This window comes from Algoriphagus sp. NBT04N3 (assembly GCF_019443765.1).
GTDB lineage: Bacteria > Bacteroidota > Bacteroidia > Cytophagales > Cyclobacteriaceae > Algoriphagus > Algoriphagus ornithinivorans.
In genome coordinates, this window is the sequence record NZ_CP048415.1 from 1,799,519 (window position 1) to 1,817,429 (window position 17,911).

18 protein-coding genes are annotated in these 17,911 nt (G+C 39.2%); 16 read left to right on the top strand and 2 right to left on the bottom strand.

Features of this window, described 5'->3' with window-relative positions:
* The first annotated feature begins 28 nt into the window (after positions 1–28).
* The 11 genes from argS (at position 29) to GYM62_RS07855 (ending at position 11,481) form a co-directional block, all read left to right on the top strand.
* A complete protein-coding gene (gene argS, locus GYM62_RS07805; protein WP_219958995.1) occupies positions 29–1,819 on the top strand; it encodes an arginine--tRNA ligase in 1,791 nt (596 codons plus the stop codon).
* Between the two features lies 1 nt (position 1,820).
* Entirely contained in the window at positions 1,821–2,411 is a 591-nt protein-coding gene (locus GYM62_RS07810; RefSeq protein ID WP_219958996.1) for a glutathione peroxidase, read from the top strand.
* Positions 2,412–2,420: 9 nt separating this feature from the next.
* On the top strand, positions 2,421–3,329 hold the full coding sequence (locus GYM62_RS07815; RefSeq protein ID WP_219958997.1) for a 1,4-dihydroxy-2-naphthoate polyprenyltransferase: 909 nt from the start codon (positions 2,421–2,423) through the stop codon (positions 3,327–3,329).
* 74 nt (positions 3,330–3,403) lie between these two features.
* Complete coding sequence (locus tag GYM62_RS07820) at positions 3,404–4,255, top strand: universal stress protein (protein WP_091650395.1); 852 nt, start codon at positions 3,404–3,406, stop codon at positions 4,253–4,255.
* Between the two features lie 47 nt (positions 4,256–4,302).
* The gene (locus tag GYM62_RS07825; RefSeq protein ID WP_144602435.1) at positions 4,303–4,656 is read left to right on the top strand and encodes a translation initiation factor; all 354 of its coding nucleotides are present in this window, start codon (positions 4,303–4,305) and stop codon (positions 4,654–4,656) included.
* Between the two features lie 87 nt (positions 4,657–4,743).
* Positions 4,744–6,012, top strand: a complete 1,269-nt coding sequence (locus GYM62_RS07830) for a serine hydrolase (RefSeq protein WP_219958998.1) — start codon at positions 4,744–4,746, stop codon at positions 6,010–6,012.
* A gap of 254 nt (positions 6,013–6,266) precedes the next feature.
* Positions 6,267–7,127 (top strand): ATP phosphoribosyltransferase, encoded by an 861-nt coding sequence (gene hisG, locus GYM62_RS07835; protein WP_219958999.1) that lies wholly within the window; start codon positions 6,267–6,269, stop codon positions 7,125–7,127.
* Positions 7,128–7,148: 21 nt separating this feature from the next.
* Complete coding sequence (gene hisD, locus GYM62_RS07840) at positions 7,149–8,444, top strand: histidinol dehydrogenase (protein WP_219959000.1); 1,296 nt, start codon at positions 7,149–7,151, stop codon at positions 8,442–8,444.
* Positions 8,441–9,493 (top strand): histidinol-phosphate transaminase, encoded by a 1,053-nt coding sequence (gene hisC, locus GYM62_RS07845; protein WP_219959001.1) that lies wholly within the window; start codon positions 8,441–8,443, stop codon positions 9,491–9,493. Before hisD ends, hisC begins: the two co-directional genes overlap by 4 nt.
* 7 nt (positions 9,494–9,500) lie before the next feature.
* On the top strand, positions 9,501–10,598 hold the full coding sequence (gene hisB, locus GYM62_RS07850; protein ID WP_219959002.1) for a bifunctional histidinol-phosphatase/imidazoleglycerol-phosphate dehydratase HisB: 1,098 nt from the start codon (positions 9,501–9,503) through the stop codon (positions 10,596–10,598).
* Positions 10,599–10,683: 85 nt separating this feature from the next.
* Positions 10,684–11,481 (top strand): tetratricopeptide repeat protein, encoded by a 798-nt coding sequence (locus GYM62_RS07855; protein ID WP_091650379.1) that lies wholly within the window; start codon positions 10,684–10,686, stop codon positions 11,479–11,481.
* Here the strand turns inward: GYM62_RS07855 and GYM62_RS07860 are convergent.
* The gene (locus tag GYM62_RS07860; protein ID WP_219959003.1) at positions 11,478–12,356 is read right to left on the bottom strand and encodes a RimK family alpha-L-glutamate ligase; all 879 of its coding nucleotides are present in this window, start codon (positions 12,354–12,356) and stop codon (positions 11,478–11,480) included. The genes GYM62_RS07855 and GYM62_RS07860 overlap by 4 nt on opposite strands.
* A 95-nt stretch (positions 12,357–12,451) precedes the next feature.
* Between GYM62_RS07860 and GYM62_RS07865 the strand changes: the two genes are divergently transcribed.
* The gene (locus tag GYM62_RS07865; RefSeq protein ID WP_219959004.1) at positions 12,452–13,231 is read left to right on the top strand and encodes a polyprenol monophosphomannose synthase; all 780 of its coding nucleotides are present in this window, start codon (positions 12,452–12,454) and stop codon (positions 13,229–13,231) included.
* Here the strand turns inward: GYM62_RS07865 and GYM62_RS07870 are convergent.
* Positions 13,182–14,396, bottom strand: a complete 1,215-nt coding sequence (locus GYM62_RS07870) for an FtsX-like permease family protein (protein WP_219959005.1) — start codon at positions 14,394–14,396, stop codon at positions 13,182–13,184. The two genes, GYM62_RS07865 and GYM62_RS07870, sit on opposite strands and share 50 nt — an antisense overlap.
* 39 nt (positions 14,397–14,435) lie before the next feature.
* Between GYM62_RS07870 and GYM62_RS07875 the strand changes: the two genes are divergently transcribed.
* Genes GYM62_RS07875 through GYM62_RS07890 form a run of 4 tightly spaced genes read left to right on the top strand, consistent with a single transcriptional unit; the run spans position 14,436 to position 17,908 of the window.
* Positions 14,436–15,617, top strand: a complete 1,182-nt coding sequence (locus GYM62_RS07875; RefSeq protein ID WP_219959006.1) for an exo-beta-N-acetylmuramidase NamZ domain-containing protein — start codon at positions 14,436–14,438, stop codon at positions 15,615–15,617.
* A 31-nt stretch (positions 15,618–15,648) separates the two neighbouring features.
* The gene (gene fmt / locus GYM62_RS07880) at positions 15,649–16,575 is read left to right on the top strand and encodes a methionyl-tRNA formyltransferase (protein ID WP_217643087.1); all 927 of its coding nucleotides are present in this window, start codon (positions 15,649–15,651) and stop codon (positions 16,573–16,575) included.
* 45 nt (positions 16,576–16,620) lie between these two features.
* A complete protein-coding gene (locus GYM62_RS07885; RefSeq protein ID WP_219959007.1) occupies positions 16,621–17,127 on the top strand; it encodes a dihydrofolate reductase in 507 nt (168 codons plus the stop codon).
* On the top strand, positions 17,120–17,908 hold the full coding sequence (locus GYM62_RS07890) for an SDR family oxidoreductase (RefSeq protein ID WP_091650362.1): 789 nt from the start codon (positions 17,120–17,122) through the stop codon (positions 17,906–17,908). Before GYM62_RS07885 ends, GYM62_RS07890 begins: the two co-directional genes overlap by 8 nt.
* Positions 17,909–17,911 lie beyond the last annotated feature (3 nt).

Consider the following 17,911-nt stretch of genomic DNA (forward strand, 5'->3'; position numbering starts at 1 on the left):
CGTTCTTTGTTGTAAGGTTAACAAAATCATGAATATTCAAGAAAATATCCTCTCAGGCATACAACAAGCCTTTCAAAATATCTTCAATCACGATCTAACAGTAGATCAACTGAGTTTGGCACCCACCAGAAAGGAATTTGAAGGAACTTACACATTTGTGGTTTTCCCATTTCTGAAAATCAGCCAAACGACTCCTGAAAACACAGCCAACCAAATTGGTGAATATCTTAAGGCAAATGTCAGTGAGGTCGCTGATTTCAATGTGGTCAAAGGATTCCTGAACTTAGTTTTGAATGAAAATTCATGGCTGGATATTTTTCAAAAAATTTATTCCAATCCAAATTTGGGGCAGCTTCCTGCCAATGGGCAGAAAGTAATGGTGGAGTACTCCTCTCCCAACACCAATAAACCACTTCATTTGGGTCATCTCAGAAATAACTTTTTAGGCTTTTCGGTTGCGGAAATCCTCAAAGCAAATGGCTACCAGGTGATCAAAGCCAACTTGGTCAATGATCGGGGAATTCATATTTGTAAGTCCATGGTGGCTTACCTGCATTTTGGAAATGGAGAGAGTCCTGAAACCTCAGGGTTAAAGGGAGATCATTTGGCTGGGAAATACTATGTGCTTTTTGATAAAGAATACAAATCCCAGATCAAAGTTTTGATAGAGCAAGGTCAAAATGAAGAAGAGGCAAAGAAGAACGCCCCAATCTTATTGGAAGCCCAGGAAATGCTTAGAAAGTGGGAAGCTAATGATCCTGATGTCGTTAGTCTTTGGAAGCAAATGAATGCCTGGGTTTATGCAGGGTTCGACGCCACCTACACCAAAATGGGGGTTGACTTTGATAAATTCTACTATGAATCCGACACCTATTTATTAGGGAAAGATATTGTCGAAGAAGGACTAAAAAAGGGTGTGTTCTTCAAAAAAGAAAATGGCTCTGTTTGGGTTGATTTGACTGATGAAGGCTTGGATGAAAAGCTTGTTTTGAGAGGTGACGGAACTTCCGTTTATATTACTCAAGACATGGGTACAGCAGACTTGAAGTACAATGATTTTCAAATAGATAAATCGGTATATGTGGTTGGAAATGAGCAAGATTATCACTTTGATGTATTGTTCAAAATCATGCGTAAACTGGGCAGACCTTATGGGCCAGGGCTTTATCACCTTTCCTACGGGATGGTAGATCTGCCTACAGGTAAAATGAAATCTCGAGAAGGTACAGTAGTGGATGCCGATGACTTGATGCAAGAAATGATTGACACTGCAGAATCTCATACCAAGGAATTAGGGAAAATTGAAGGGTTTACTAGCGAGCAAGCAGCTGAACTGTATGAGATATTGGGACTTGGCGCTTTGAAATATTTTCTATTGAAAGTGGATCCTAAAAAACGAATGCTCTTCAACCCTCAAGAGTCCATCGAATTTCAGGGAAATACTGGCCCATTCATTCAATATTCACATGCAAGAATTGCATCTATTTTAAGAAAAGCAGATCAGCTTGGAGTAAATTATCAAAACCCTGATTTTAGTAGCGTGAGTAAGATTGAAGAATCAGAATCTGCTTTGATATTCTTATTGAATGATTTTGAAAAGAAAATTAAGCAGGCTGGTGAAGATTACGCTCCATCCATTTTGGCCCAATACCTTTTTGATTTGGCCAAGGAGTATAACCGATTTTATGCAGATCTTCCTATTTTTAATGAGGATGACGCAAACATTCTTACGTTTAGAGTAGCCCTTTCTTCGCTAACTGCTCAAACAATCAAAAAAGGAATGAGTTTGCTAGGCATAGCAGTACCGGATCGAATGTAACATGAAAAGCATCTTCTACCTTCTCTTAGCTTTAGTCCTACTTTCCTGTGGGAAAACATTAGAAAGACCTGAGCATTTGAAAGCAGGAATGATGACACTAAACAATACCTCTATGGAAAATTCATTCTATGGTTTTAAACTCAAAAATATTGACGGAAAAGAGGTTGACTTCAGTCAATACAAGGGCAAAAAAGTATTGATTGTCAATGTGGCTTCTAAATGCGGCTATACTCCTCAGTATGAGTCATTGCAGGAATTACACGAAAAATTCGGAGATAAAATCGCAATTCTGGCTTTTCCGGCTAATAATTTTGGTGGACAAGAACCTGGATCTAATGAGGAAATCAAGGAGTTTTGTACAACCAATTATGGAGTCAGTTTCCCTGTTTTTGAAAAAATATCTGTAAAAGGTTTCGATAAACACCCTTTGTACAGATGGCTTTCTGACGAAAAACTAAACGGATGGAATAATCAGGAACCGACATGGAATTTCTGTAAATACTACATCAATGAGCAGGGAGAATTAATGAAGTTTTTTCCATCTTCCGTGAATCCTTTAGATGAAGAAATCATTTCATTGGTAGAAGCATAATCTAGATTGGTGAAAAGAGAAATTAACACAAAAAAAGAAGCCTGGCTGCATGCAGTCAGGCTTCGTACTTTACCCTTAGCGCTTGCGAGCATTTTCGCAGGTTCTTTTATTGCCGCATGGCAAAACTCATTTCGTTGGGAAATACTAGTCTTAGCTTCCTTAACCACCGTATTTCTCCAAATCCTATCTAACCTCTCCAATGATTACGGAGATTCTGTGCATGGCGCAGACTCGATCGACCGTCAAGGACCGGTTAGAGCGGTCCAATCTGGGCTAATCACCCTGCCTGAAATGAAAAAAGCAATGTATCTATTTGGAGCTTTATCATTGATTTCAGGCCTTTCCCTTCTGTATTTGGCCGTTCAGGATTTGCAGATTTTCTTGCTTTTCCTGGGTTTGGGTTTGGCAGCAATTTGGGCGTCCATCACTTATACTTCCGGTAAAAACCCATATGGCTATGCTGGTCTGGGAGATCTTTCAGTATTTATATTTTTTGGCTTATTAGGGGTACTCGGGACGTATTTTCTCCATACCTATAGTAGCAATAATTTAGCTGTATTGATTGCGGTAGCCTTGGGTTTTTTCAGTACAGCAGTTTTGAATATTAATAATATCAGGGATATAGATTCCGATAAGCTTGCGGGTAAAAAATCAATTCCTGTCAGAATCGGGAGAAGCAATGCAGTTAAGTACAATTGGTCTTTGATCATATTAGGGAATCTTGCTCTTCTTTGGTTTGTAATTTATTCCAGTGAATGGTTTTCACTCATCGCACTTTTAGCAAGTATCTTAATGATCAAGGTAGCCCGAGGAGTTCAAGTAGCTCAATCAGCTCAGGAAACTGACCCTTATCTCAAAAAAATGGCAATTAGTACCCTATTTTGGGTAGTTCTTTTTGGGATTGGGCTACTTTTTTAGGAAAAGCTGACAAAAGTCCTTTTATGGTCTCGATTTTATGCTAATTTGGCATAACACAATAACTCTTTTTGACCATGACAAAAGTACTCGTACCCTACGACTTCTCAGAACAAGCCCAATATGCACTGGATTTCACCACTAATCTTGCCTCAAAATTGGACAATATTACTGTGGAAGTGCTTCACGTTCTCGAAATCCCAACCAACACCAGCCTTGGTACAATGGGTGGAGGTGAAATGATGCCTGAAATTGAAAACCAGATTTTCTTCGTGGAATTGACGGAACGAAGGAAAAAACAAATGAAAGAACTGGAAGAGAAATTCAAATCCCAAAAATTTGAATTCAAAACCAAGTTAAAACTTGGAAATGCCTTTCAGGCAATCAGTGAATCCATCAATGAAGAAAAACCAGATCTAGTTGTGATGGGGTCAAAAGGCTCTTCCGGCTTGGAGGAGGTCTTGGTGGGATCGAATACCGAAAAAGTGGTAAGAAATGCCAAATGCCCTGTAGTCACTATCAAATCTCCAGTTGATCCTAAGGATTTGAAAAAAATTGTTTTTGCTAGTGATTTCAGAGAAAATTCAGATGAAGTTGCGGCAAGAATCAAAAGACTGCAAAAATTGTTTGGAGCTGAACTTTACTTGGTCAATGTGAATACACCTGGCAGCTTTGAAACTACCAGAGAATCAATCGCTAGAATCAAGCATTACGTAAAGAAATATGATTTCGAAAACGTCAAAGCTGAGATCTACAACTCTTCATCTGAGGAGTCAGGAATCATTGAGTTTGCCGAAGACATCGATGCGGATTTGATTGCAATGGCAACTCATGGAAGAACAGGTTTCTTGCATTTAATCACCGGAAGCATAGCAGAAGACGTGGTCAATCACGCTAAAAGACCAGTTTGGACATTTCGAGCTGAGTAAAAAAACAAGTAAATTGCCTGCATAAAAGCAGGCTTTTTTATTGAATTATGGGAAGAAAAAACAACGATTGGAAAAAAAGAGACGGAGTAGTATACTCCACAAGCGACAACTTTGATTACAATTATGAAGAAGATGGAGCACAGGAAACGCTCCCTCCTGCTCAACAAAACCTGAAGGTAATGTTGGATAAAAAAGCACGTGGAGGAAAACAGGTTACTCTGATTGAAGGGTTTATTGGAACTGAGGATGATCTAAAGGATTTAGGGAAAATGCTCAAGACCAAATGTGGTGTCGGGGGCTCTGCAAAAGATGGAGAAATCTTAATCCAAGGTGACCACAGAGACAAAGTTGTACAAGTTTTACAAAGTGCCGGATACAAAGCAAAAAGATCCGGTGGCTGATTATTGAATTTAACATCTTATAAAATAACTGAGCAAAAAACTCAGACCTACATATACCTCACTACCTACCTAGCAATAACCCAAATCATGAAAACATCCCTTTCTCCCCTAGTTATCATCCTTCTTCTTTTATCTTTCTGTAGTCCCAAAGAAGAAACGAAAATAGAATTCTGGGTTGACCAGACCGTCAAAAATCGAATTGACTCTACGCTCAATAGCTTTGTGGAGTCTGGAAATGTAGCAGGAATTTCAGCTTTGGTTTATGAAAAAGGCGAGGAAGTCTATTTCAACGCATTTGGGTATGCCGATAGAGAGGCAGGTGTTCCTATGGACAGAAACACCATCGTGAAGATATATTCTATGACCAAGCCTGTCACTGGAGTAGCTTTAATGTCTCTGTATGAAGAAGGAAAATTTCAGTTGGATGATCCGCTTGAAATGTATTTACCGGAATTTTCAGATATGAAGGTTTATCAAGGGGTTGATAAAGATGGAAAAATGATCTTGGTGGATGCGGAAAGACCTATCAGCATCAGGGATATCACCCGTCATACTGCAGGCTTTCCTAATAGAAATGATATCCCAGGTCTAAGTGAGGTCATGGCTGAAAAAGATGCGAGAAGTTTTAATAATACCCTGGCCAGTATGGCTCAAAAAATGGGTAGCACACCTTTATGGTTTCACCCTGGAACCCAATGGGAATACGGTCTATCTGTGGATGTGCAGGCATATTTGGTGGAAAAAATAGCAGGAGTTCCATACAAGGAATATGTTCAACAAACTATTCTGGATCCTCTGGGAATGAATGAAACACAATATTACGTCCCTGAAAATCTCAGAAATAGAGTGGCCGCAATGTATAATCGAACTGGAGAAGGGCAATTGGAACGAGTACCAGATTCTACAGCCCATGAGTTTAATTTTAAACAATGGCCGCTTACTCCAGGAGGGTTTGGATTGACCAGCACATTGGATGACTACATGAAATTTGCTCAGATGCTGGTAAATAACGGAAGCTATAAAGGGGTGCAAATTCTGAAACCAGAGACGATCAAATTGATGAGTACTGACCACTTACCAGATTCAATTACTGAGAAATCTTGGCTTCCAAGCAAAGGAAATGTAGGGTTTGGGATTGATTTTGCAGTAAGAAAAGCACCACCTTCCGATGAAAAGGAAAATAATGGCGTGGTAGGAGAATTCTTTTGGGACGGAGCTGCAAGTACCCTGTTTTGGGTAGATCCTGTCAATGAAATAACCGCAGTCCTATTTGTGCAACTTTTCCCGTATGATGGAATAGGTTTACATAAAAAGTTCAGAGATGCAGTTTATGGGCCATACAAAGCCCCGAATTAATTCAAAAAAACGAAAACTATCTTCAGGTTTGGATGTTTTAATTCCGTGCTTAACTTTGCCATCAGAAATGATCATCCAAACCACATATTGTACTTTTAGAGCAGCAGGCCATATGAGCCATTTGTTGCATCATTTCCATCATTCCTCTTGAGAGGAATTATTTTACACACCCACCCGGTGACGCCGATGACAGGGATTCGGCCTTTCACCAAAATTTATTACAAGCCTTTTATTTCTTAGCGTAACTTGCTACCATGGAAAAAATTATCCGTATTGCCGTTCAAAAAAGCGGTAGACTTTCAGACGATTCATTAAGCCTCATCAAAGAATGTGGCATCAAATTTTACAATGGAACGGGGAAACTCAAGTCCACATCCACCAACTTTCCGATCGAATTCCTCTTTTTAAGAGATGACGATATTCCAGGCTATGTATCCGATGGAGTGGCTGATTTGGGAATCGTCGGGGAAAACGAATTAGTAGAAAAAGACAAAGACGTCACTACCCTAAAAAAATTAGGATTCTCAAAGTGTAGACTTTCCCTGGCCATCCCAAAAGGTCAGGAGTATTCCGGAATAGAATATTTTCAGGGGAAAAATATTGCTACCTCCTACCCGAAAATTCTTGGAGATTACCTTGAATCCAAAAAAATACAGGCATCTATCCATGAAATTTCCGGTTCAGTGGAAATTGCTCCAAGTATAGGTTTGGCAGAAGGAATTTGTGATATCGTCAGTTCAGGTTCCACCTTGATGATGAACGGTCTGAAAGAAGTGGAAGAAATATTCAGATCAGAGGCAGTTTTGATTGCCAATAAAGATTTGGAAGAATCCAAAAAGCAAATCGTAGACAAATTGCTTTTCAGGATGAACGCTGTTCAAAAAGGAAAAAGCAATAAATATGTACTTCTGAATGCTCCAAACGAGTCTTTGGAAAAAATTGTCAGCTTAATCCCAGGTATGAGAAGTCCTACCATTCTTCCTTTAGCTCAAGAAGGCTGGTCATCTGTTCACTCGGTATTGAATGAGGATCAATTTTGGGAAAATATCGAGGAATTACGTGCCGCTGGTGCAGAGGGAATCTTAGTAGTGCCAATTGAAAAAATGGTGATTTAAATTGCTCTTAACGCGAATAACATGAAAATATTGGTCAATCCTGGTCCATCTTCTTGGAAAAAAGAACTTGCCAGACCGGTTTTTAAAACCAAAGAAATCAATAAAATCGTCAAGCCTATCCTAAGAAAGGTAAAACGTAGTGGAGACAAATCTCTCTATAAGTTCGCACATGAATACGATCATGTTGATCTGGATTCTTTATTGGTAGATGATACAGAAATAAAAGCAGCTGCTGCTGCCTTGGCGCCAGAGCTCAGAGAGGCTATACAAACCGCAAAAGCCAATATTGAACGCTTTCATGCGGCCCAATTCAGCCCTGAGTTAGTAGAGGAAGTAATGCCAGGCGTGATTTGTAAAAGAAAAAGCGTACCTATTCAAAAAGTTGGCCTATATATCCCGGGAGGAACAGCCCCCCTTTTTAGTACAGTTCTCATGCTGGGAGTACCTGCTAAATTAGCTGGCTGTAAAGAAATAGTATTGTGTACCCCTCCTAATCGAGAAGGAAAAGTGCATCCAGCTATACTCTTTACCGCCGAACTGATAGGTATTGATAAAATTGTAAAGGTAGGCGGAGCTCAAGCGATTGCTGCCTTAACTTTTGGTACAGAATCAGTACCGGCTGTTGATAAAATATTTGGTCCAGGAAATCAATTTGTTACCGCAGCCAAACAATTGGCTACCAAATACGGAGTTGCCATAGATATGCCTGCCGGCCCTTCTGAAGTATTGGTTTATGCTGACGAATCGGCTATCCCAGCCTTTGTTGCAGCTGATTTACTATCTCAGGCTGAGCACGGCGTAGATTCTCAGGTAGTTTTGGTAACTCATTCCGAGAAGTTTGCCAAAAAAGTCTTGAAGGAAGTTGACTCTCAGTTGCGAGACTTGTCCCGAAAAGATATTGCTAAAAAAGCTCTCAATAATTCGGTTGCAGTAGTCTTAGAAGATCAGGAAAGTGCATTGGCCTTAATTAATGCCTACGCTCCTGAGCATTTGATCATTGCTGTTGAAAATGAAGAAGAAGTAGTTGCAGGAATTATCAATGCAGGATCTGTATTTATTGGGAATTACACACCAGAATCCGCAGGTGATTATGCCAGTGGCACCAACCACACACTGCCTACCTATGGCTATGCCAAAAACTACAGCGGTGTCTCCTTAGATAGTTTTGTGAAAAAAATAACCTATCAAAAGATTACCGAAGAAGGATTAAAAAACCTTGGGCCTACAGTAGAGATTATGGCTGCTAATGAGTTGCTTGATGCTCACAAAAATGCCGTAACTATTCGTCTTAACTATTTGAAAAAGAATAAACTATGAGTTTTGACTTAAACTCACTTTTAAGGCCGCATATTGTAAATTTACAGCCTTACACTTCGGCTCGTGACGAGTATACAGGCAAGGAAGGAGTCTTTTTGGATGCGAATGAAAATCCTTACGGGTCTATAACGGATCAGGATTTCAATCGATATCCAGACCCCTACCAATCTGAACTGAAAGAGAAGATAGCTGCTATTAAAGATGTAAAACCAAGTCAGATTTTCTTGGGAAATGGGTCAGATGAAGCTATTGATTTGCTTTTTAGGGCCTTTTGTAATCCCGGAGTGGACAATGTAATACTTTTGCCCCCTACCTATGGAATGTATGAAGTTAGCGCTTCAATTAATGATGTAGCAGTTAAAAAAGTACCCCTAACGGCTGACTTCCAGTTGCAGACTGATTTGATTTTCGAAGCTATCAATAATAAAACGAAAATAATTTTTGTCTGTAGCCCGAATAATCCAAGTGGTAATAAGGTAAAAAGGTCAGATGTACTGCTGCTTCTTAAGCACTTCAAGGGCTTGGTTGTAGTGGACGAGGCTTATATTGACTTCAATGATGAACCGAGTTTTACCAATCATTTGAAGGATTTCCCGAACCTCCTGGTCATGCAGACATTTTCCAAGGCATGGGGTTTAGCCTCTTTAAGACTTGGAATGGCATTCGCTTCTGAGGAACTCATCAAAATCCTAAACAGAATAAAGCCTCCTTATAATATTTCAGGACTGACTCAGGAAACTGTCCTTGCAGCAATTGATAAGCAGGAGAAGGTAGAATCCATGATCCAAAAAATATTAGATGAAAGGGACTTTCTTGAAAAGCACTTATTGGAAATTGATGCAGTTCAAAAAATCCATCCCTCTCAAGCAAACTTCCTTCTTGTAAAAGTGCCTGCAGCCAATCAGGTGTACGAGCAATTGATCGAAAATAAAATAATTGTGAGGAATCGCGCAAAGGTTCAACTTTGTGAGAATTGCCTACGGATTTCAGTTGGAACCAGGGATGAAAACCAAGCCTTTATCAAGGCCTTGAAAGCCATATTAGATTAATTTACTTATGAAAAAGAAAGTATTGTTTATAGATCGTGATGGAACCATCATCAAGGAGCCACCTACTGATTTTCAGGTAGATAGTTTAGAGAAATTAGAATTTATTCCCAAAGCGATCTCAAACTTAAGAAAAATAGCAGAGGAGACTGATTACGAATTGGTTATGGTGACCAACCAAGATGGATTGGGCACCGATTCATTTCCAGAAAAGGACTTTTGGCCTGCTCAATTTAAAATGTTGAAGACTTTAGAGCAGGAAAATATTTTCTTCAAGGCCATTCATATTGACAAGACATTTGAGCATGAGAATGCTCCAACCCGAAAGCCTCGAACAGGCCTATTAACCGAATATTTTTCTGAGGAATACGATCTGGCTAACTCTTATGTAATTGGGGATCGATTGACTGATGTTCTATTGGCGGAAAACCTAGGAGCTAAAGCTATTTTCATTGGAAAAGAGCAGGAAAAAGCAGCCTTAAGCACGGAAAATTGGGATGAAATCTATGAATTCCTGAAAATGCCATCTAGGTCCGCTGAAGTAAAAAGGAAGACTTCAGAAACAGATATTTTGATTCGCCTGAATTTAGATGGCAGCGGAAAATGCGATATCTCCACTGGCCTTCACTTCTTTGATCACATGCTGGAGCAACTCGGAAAACATGGATCCACGGACTTAGAAATCAAGGTGAAAGGAGATCTTCACATCGATGAACATCATACCATAGAAGATACGGCTTTAGCTTTAGGCGAAGCTTATTTAAAGGCTTTGGGCGATAAAAAAGGCATTTATCGATATGGCTTTCTTTTACCTATGGATGATGCTTTGGCTCAGGTGGCCATTGATTTTGGTGGAAGACCTTGGATAGTTTGGGATGCGGAATTCAAAAGAGAAAAGGTCGGAGACATGCCGACAGAGCTCTTTTATCATTTCTTCAAATCATTTTCAGATACCTCTAAGTGTAATCTGAACATCAAGGTTGAAGGAGATAATGAGCACCATAAAATTGAGGCAATTTTCAAAGGATTGGCCCGAGCTATCAAAATGGCGGTGACAAGAGATCCTAGAAATATCAATCAATTACCAAGTACTAAAGGGGTTTTGTAGGCTTACAAGCTCAACATTCTCAAAGGGTTGAAAAATAATTTTTATTGAATTGTTTTTTAACCCTTTATTTTTTGTTTATTTAGGTATGCTACGAAAAATACATAAACCAACTGTTCTATTTTTGCTCCTGATTCTTTCATCTTGTTCCTCAGATCTTTTTCAGGCAGAGCAGCTGTTTTACAAAAAACAATATGAGGAAGCCATTTCGGAACTGAATAAATATCTTTTCTTGCATATCACTGATATTAAAGCTTTGCATCTAAGAGCCAGGTCCTATGAGGAGTTGGACAAGACAGATGAAGCGATTCAAGACTATGAACGAATAATATCTATCAAACCTGATTATGCTCAAGCTTTTGCAGGAATTGGGAAGATTTTATTTGAACAGGAAAAGTATAAGGATGCAGAATTAGCACTTTTAAAAGCAGCTAAGCTGGATCCGGTTGATTACGAAATCCTTTATTTGGTGGGCAGGGCTCTAATGATGACCGAAGATTACAAAACAGCCAATAAATTCTTTGACAGAGCAAAAGAAATCAATCCAAAGGATGCCAAGCTCTATTTTTATCAAGGAATGGCCCGAGCCTATATAGGTGACCCATTAGGCTGTGCGGCTTCCTTTAATACTTACGTTCAAAAAGAACCGAACAACGCCGTGGCTGTGTACAACAGAGGTTTTGCATACCTCCATTTAGGTTACTTGGAATATGCCCTAGAGGACTTTGAACAAGTTTTAAAGTTTAATCCTAACCACACAGAAGCCCTCGCAAAAAAGGGAATCTGTATGGCTAAAATGGGTAATTCTGATGGATGTATTTATATACAGCAAGCAGCCAGAAAAGGCTCAGATTATGCCCAAAGTAATTTAGATATTTGTTCTTAAAGCAACCTTTCGCTCAAGGCTTGAATGTAATTTGGTATGGCTTGAGGTGTAAGAGCTAAGAATAAATAAGGCTCGATAAGCTCTAACTCCATCAGGTGAAATTTACCTTCTACCATCACACCATCTACTCGGGCGTAAAGTGAATTCGAAGCAAATTCTCTTACAAATGATTTGCCCGATTCCAACATCTCGGGACTCGGCTCTATTACTTGAATTGTTCCCCCGAAATAATGCTGTACACGGAAATCTTCTTTTGCTGGAGTTTTCAAAACAGCATGAGACAATTTTCCATTGAAAAATATCATGGAATACTCTCCCACTTCAGCCACTTCCTTGATAAATGGTTGAACCAAAAAAGACTCATTTTCAAGTAAGTGATCTACTTTTTCACTGTAATTCTCCCAATCTTTCAGGGGAATTTTCAAGGTGTTTTTCGCACCACCACTGATCAATGGTTTAACGACTACAATATCCGAAGACATTGCTTTTTGAATTTCAGTTAATGAAGCTTTACTCCCTTTCTCCAGTAGCTTTCCCGCAATTACCGGAAAGCCTCTTTCTTCGATTTCCAGCAAATAGGCCTTATTACTGTTCCATCGAATGGTATCCAAATCGTTTAAAACAGGAATTCCCAATTCCTTAATTTTTTCAATCCAATTGAGAAATTCAGGATAATAGTCAAAATAGTCCCAAACAGATTTAATCAGTAGGAATGAAAAATCTTCCCAGTTTACACTTGGATCAGACCAGGCAACTATCCGATTGGGAACCCCCAAATCATTTAATATTCCAGACAAAATCTCGTCTTCATTGACGGTATTTGTATCGTAAGCTCCGGTGGAAAAATAACTGACTATAGCAACAGACTGATTCATATCTTATTTTTTGGCAAAAGTAGTCTTTTAGGAAAATTTGTAAATACCATTCTTCAAAAACCGTTAGTAAACCTTACTTTTGATTTTCGGAAAAAATGAAGCACCAAAAATTAGTCATCATCCCCACCTACAATGAAATCGAAAACATTCCTGCAATGATTTCGAAGGTCATGGATTTGGAGGGAGATTTTGAACTTTTAATCATAGACGATCAATCACCTGACGGAACAGCTGAGGCAGTGAAAAGTCTTCAGGCCTCATTTCCAGAAAGACTACATTTGATTGAACGAAAAGGAAAGCTGGGATTAGGCACAGCCTATATCACTGGATTCAAATGGGCTTTGAAAAATGGCTACGACTACATTTTTGAAATGGATGCAGATTTTTCTCACAATCCCAAAGATTTGATTCGACTTTATGAAGCTTGCGCGGTACAAGGATTCGACCTGTGTATAGGTTCTCGATATATCACAGGTGTGAATGTAGTCAACTGGCCAATCGGAAGAGTATTGATGTCTTATTTTGCTTCAGTTTATGTGAAATTCATCACTGGGTTACCTATCAAAGATGCCACTGCAGGCTTTAAATGTTATCATAGGTCCGTTCTAGCAGGAATCAATTTGGATGAAATCAGATTTATTGGTTATGCATTCCAAATTGAAATGAAATTCACTGCCTGGAAGCTAGGATTTAAGATTAAGGAGGTTCCGATCATATTTACTGACAGAACTAAAGGCACTTCAAAAATGAGCTCTGGAATATTCCAGGAAGCCGTTTTTGGAGTAATTTGGATGAAAATCAAAAGTATTTTTTCTCCTTACCGCCTTAATCAAAACGTATTGACTGGATTGGATTTACCCGAGAAATCACAATAACAGGAATCCATAAAACTGCAGCTGTCAAAATAGTAATGCCCAAATTGATGGCTATAAAAACAGGCCAATTCCAGTCAATAGGCACATAACTCATATAATAACTTTCCGCATCTAAAGGAATCAAGTTGAAAGTGGATTGAAGAAAACCTACACCCAAGCCAACCGCATTTCCGATCAGTAGGCCTCTTCCCAAAATGCGAATTCCATTCCAGAAAAATATTCTTCTAATCTGCGCATTTTTAGCACCCAGGGCTTTCAGCAAACCAATCATCTGAGTTCTTTCCATAATGAGAATAAAGAGAATGGCTCCCATATTGAAAACAGCTACAAAACCAATTAAAGTGATAAAGACATATACATTGGTATCCAGTAACTTAAGCCAGTCAAAAATCTCTAGGTACTTATCTTGAGAATTGATCAATTTTAAATCCAAATCCAGGATATTTTCCATCTCAGATACTTGTTGAGAATTGGGTTGCTCTTTAACAAATACTTCCAAACCACCAACCTGCTCAGGCTTCCAGCCATTCAAATTTCTAATCGTCTGAAGCTCACCGATTACAATTTTTTCATCAAAATTTTCCAGAAAAGTCTCATAAATTCCAACTACCTCTACCCTTCTATATCGTGGTGGATCTTGCACAAAATAGAGGATGATTTTATCGCCTACATTTAAAAGCAATCTATTGGCAATCAGACGGCTAAGCATTACTTCATTGGAAGTTCCTTCTTCAGGAATTTTGATAAGCCTTCCAGATACCAAATACTTTTTAAAAGTGAGTGTATCAAAGTCTTGTCCCACTCCTTTCATCAAAATCCCTTCTACTTCCTGATCGCCTTTAATGAGTGCTGCCTTATGAGCAAAGGACTGAATTCTCTCTACGAAGTCCAGATTATGATAATTCTTTGCAAAATCACTTTCCAGTGAAAAAGGAGCCTCCTCAAAAGCATTGCTCATGGTAAAACGTTGTACCTGATAATGGCCTGTAAAGCCATAAACCTTATCAGCGACAGTTTTTTGGAACCCTCCCAAAACCATAAAGGCAAGGATGGAAACAGCCACCCCCAATGCCAAACTTCCCACTGCTATCCCATGAATGGTTGCAGAGAAGCCGCCTGCACGGCGAAAACTGATTCTTTTAGCAATGAAATAGGAAAGGTTCAATGGAGTGATTTAATTTGTCTAAACACAGCGCAAAATAGCATGAAGCACACGAAAAACTTATTTCTCATACTTTTTTTGACAAGTATTTGTTTCCTTTTCCCTTTTTCACCCAACCAATCATTTGGACAGATTTTGATGGGCTCCGAAAGGCCAGACCTATATCTCACTCATCTTCAGGGGAAAAAAGTAGGGATCGTGGCCAATCAGACTTCTATCATGCCTCAATCCTCCAATCAACATATCGTAGATTACCTCTTGAGTCAAAACGTAAATCTAAAGAAGGTTTTTGTCCCTGAACATGGATTTAGAGGTACTGCAGATGCAGGGGAGAAAGTAGACAATAGTGTGGACCAAAAAACAGGGCTCCCAATTATTTCTCTTTATGGAAATAATAAAAAGCCTTCGGCTGATCAAATTAAAGATCTGGATGTAATCATTTTTGATTTGCAGGATGTTGGAGTCAGGTTTTATACCTATATCTCTACTATGCATTACATCATGGAGGCAGCGGCTGAAAATGGTAAAGAAGTTATCATATTTGACAGGCCTAACCCAAATGGAAATTATGTGGCCGGCCCAGTTTTGAAAAAAGGCTTTGAAAGCTTTGTGGGAATGCATCCGATTCCTGTTGTTCATGGGCTTACTGTAGGAGAATTAGCGCAGATGATCAATGGGGAAAAATGGTTGAAAGGTGGATTAACCTGTCAAATCAAGGTCATCCCTATGAATGGTTGGAGCCATTCTAGTATTTACAGTTTACCAGTCAAGCCCTCTCCCAACCTTCCCAACGACCTGTCTGTAAAATTATATCCTAGCACCTGTTTCTTTGAAGGTACAGTGGTCTCATTGGGCCGAGGAACTTATTTTCCATTTCAGGTTTATGGATATCCCGATTCCAAATTCGGAGAATTTACCTTTACGCCAGTGAGTATTGATGGAATGTCCAAAACCCCTCCCCATCAGGATAAGTTATGCTATGGTAGAGACTTGCGAAAAGAATCTTTGGACCATCGATTTACCTTGGAATATCTCGTTGAAGCATACCAAAAGTCTGGAATGAAGGAAAAATTCTTCAATAACTATTTCAATACTTTAGCAGGTACAGATCAAATCAAAAAAATGATTCTAGCCGGCAAATCAGCATCTGAAATAGAGGCCTCATGGCAATCAGAGCTGGAGAGTTTCAACAAACTTAGGCTTAACTACTTACTGTATAAGTGATCCCATAATTTAGAATGTACAAACCAACTTCATGAGTAATAAAAATCTTAGAATAGTATACATGGGCACTCCTGAATTTGCGGTGCCAGCATTGGAAAAATTAGTAGAAGCAGGTTGGAATGTCGTAGGTGTAATTACAGCTCCTGATAAACCTCAAGGACGTGGGCAAAAGCTGGTAGGCTCACCTGTTAAGCAAGCTGCAGAAAAACTTGGCTTGAATATACTACAACCAAAAAATCTCAAAAGTGAGGAGTTTCAGGAAGAACTAAAAAGCTTGAAAGCTGACCTTCAAATTGTGGTGGCTTTTAGAATGTTGCCTGAATCAGTTTGGAGTATGCCCCCCTTAGGCACTTTTAACCTTCATGCCTCATTACTTCCAAATTATCGTGGGGCAGCTCCTATCAACTGGGCCATTATCAACGGAGAAACCGAAACGGGAGTCACTACTTTTTTTCTCAAACACGAGATCGATACCGGGAGCATAATTTATCAAGAAAAGGTCCCAATTCTTCCGGAAGAAAACTTGGGAGATGTGTACGAAAAGTTGATGAATATAGGCTCTGACTTAGTTCTAAAAACTGTCGAAGATATTGCTAAAGATGAAGTGAAAGCTCTACCACAAGATGAAAGTAAAGCCATTCATCATGCTCCGAAAATTTTCAAGGAAACCTGCAAAATAAATTGGGAAAATACGGCGGAAGACATTCACAACCTGGTAAGGGGACTTTCTCCCTACCCTGCAGCTTGGACAGAGTTAGATGGTAAATTTTGCAAAATCTATCAAACGGAGTTGCTGTCCTCTTCAAGTAATTCTGAACCTGGGAAGCTTTATACCGACGGAAAAACTTATTTGAGAATAGGAACTTCAAAAGGACAACTGGGCATACTGGAGCTACAAATTGAAGGAAAAAAACGAATGAAAGTCGAGGACTTTCTAAGAGGATATAAATTTGAATAGGAGTCAATAAGGCTAAAACGTTTTAAATCGGTCAAGTAATCTTTTATGGAATTAATATTAATAGCCGCAATAGGGAAAAATAGAGTTTTGGGCAAAGACAATGAATTGCTTTGGAAACTACCTGCTGATTTTAAAAGGTTCAAAGCCATCACCACCGGCAATTACCTTTTGATGGGACGTAAAACCTTTGAGTCCTTGGGAAAACCATTGCCCAATAGAACGCATCTAGTAATTACCCGTGACCCAAATTACCAAGTACCCGAGGGACATTATCAGTTCACAAGCTTTGAGAAAGCATTTACTTTCTGCAAGAAACTGGATTTAGATAAGCTCTTTGTCATTGGAGGTGGAGAGATTTATACACAGACACTAAAAATGGCTGATAAGATGCTTTTGACTGAAGTAGAAGCCTCACCTGAAGGAGATACTTTTTTCCCTGAATTCGATAAGAGTAACTGGAAGGAAACTTTCAGAGAATTCCATCCGGCAGATGAAAAGCATGCTTATGCTTTTTCCTTTGTAGATTACGAAAAAAAGAGTCACTATGAGTGAAAACAAAGTGATTTGGATAACCGGTGCATCCTCAGGAATCGGCGAGGCCTGCTGTAAAAAATTCAATCAAGAAGGGTATCGAGTTATCCTATCTGCCAGAAATAAAAAAGAGTTGACCAGAGTTCAAAGCTCCCTTAACTACCCGGAAAACAGTCAAATACTTCCTCTAGATCTTGCTGAACTAGGAAATGTGGATGAATTGGTACAAAAGGCAATTGGACTTTTTGGTCATGTTGATGTGCTTTTACATAATGGAGGAATCAGTCAGCGCTCTCTTATTCACGAGACAGCTTTAGATGTAGACCGACGCTTGATGGAAGTAAATTATTTTGGGACCATCACTTTGACCAAAGCCCTTTTACCCCATTTTATCCACCGAAAAAAGGGGCATTTTGGGGTAGTGACTAGTTTGGTAGGGAAATTTGGCACCCCATTTAGATCATCTTACGCCGCCTCTAAACACGCTCTACATGGTTTTTTCGATACATTGAGAGCAGAGCATCATCAGGATCAAATTCAAGTTACCTTGATCTGTCCAGGCTTTATCAAAACCCAGGTTTCTGTCAATGCTTTAACTTCGGATGGAAGTCCCTTAAACTTAATGGATGATGCACAGGCAAACGGAATGAGTCCAGAAGAGTGTGCTAATCAAATTTTTCAAGCTATAACCAAACAAAAACGGGAAGTATTGATTGGAGGAAAAGAAACAATGGGAGTTTACCTGAAAAGGTTCTTCCCTGGTATTTTCGCCAAATTCCTAACAAAAGCCAAAGTCAGATAAGTA

What these genes read in the sequence shown, in the direction of transcription:
- hisG (WP_219958999.1), top strand. Translation starts at nt 6,267, where the DNA reads ATGGAAAAAATTATCCGTATTGCCGTTCAAAAAAGCGGTAGACTTTCA.
- GYM62_RS07855 (WP_091650379.1), top strand. Translation starts at nt 10,684, where the DNA reads ATGCTACGAAAAATACATAAACCAACTGTTCTATTTTTGCTCCTGATT.
- hisB (WP_219959002.1), top strand. Translation starts at nt 9,501, where the DNA reads ATGAAAAAGAAAGTATTGTTTATAGATCGTGATGGAACCATCATCAAG.
- GYM62_RS07820 (WP_091650395.1), top strand. Translation starts at nt 3,404, where the DNA reads ATGACAAAAGTACTCGTACCCTACGACTTCTCAGAACAAGCCCAATAT.
- GYM62_RS07810 (WP_219958996.1), top strand. Translation starts at nt 1,821, where the DNA reads ATGAAAAGCATCTTCTACCTTCTCTTAGCTTTAGTCCTACTTTCCTGT.
- argS (WP_219958995.1), top strand. Translation starts at nt 29, where the DNA reads ATGAATATTCAAGAAAATATCCTCTCAGGCATACAACAAGCCTTTCAA.
- GYM62_RS07865 (WP_219959004.1), top strand. Translation starts at nt 12,452, where the DNA reads ATGAAGCACCAAAAATTAGTCATCATCCCCACCTACAATGAAATCGAA.
- GYM62_RS07860 (WP_219959003.1), bottom strand. Translation starts at nt 12,356, where the DNA reads ATGAATCAGTCTGTTGCTATAGTCAGTTATTTTTCCACCGGAGCTTAC.
- GYM62_RS07885 (WP_219959007.1), top strand. Translation starts at nt 16,621, where the DNA reads ATGGAATTAATATTAATAGCCGCAATAGGGAAAAATAGAGTTTTGGGC.
- GYM62_RS07890 (WP_091650362.1), top strand. Translation starts at nt 17,120, where the DNA reads ATGAGTGAAAACAAAGTGATTTGGATAACCGGTGCATCCTCAGGAATC.
- hisD (WP_219959000.1), top strand. Translation starts at nt 7,149, where the DNA reads ATGAAAATATTGGTCAATCCTGGTCCATCTTCTTGGAAAAAAGAACTT.
- fmt (WP_217643087.1), top strand. Translation starts at nt 15,649, where the DNA reads ATGAGTAATAAAAATCTTAGAATAGTATACATGGGCACTCCTGAATTT.
- GYM62_RS07825 (WP_144602435.1), top strand. Translation starts at nt 4,303, where the DNA reads ATGGGAAGAAAAAACAACGATTGGAAAAAAAGAGACGGAGTAGTATAC.
- hisC (WP_219959001.1), top strand. Translation starts at nt 8,441, where the DNA reads ATGAGTTTTGACTTAAACTCACTTTTAAGGCCGCATATTGTAAATTTA.
- GYM62_RS07830 (WP_219958998.1), top strand. Translation starts at nt 4,744, where the DNA reads ATGAAAACATCCCTTTCTCCCCTAGTTATCATCCTTCTTCTTTTATCT.
- GYM62_RS07875 (WP_219959006.1), top strand. Translation starts at nt 14,436, where the DNA reads ATGAAGCACACGAAAAACTTATTTCTCATACTTTTTTTGACAAGTATT.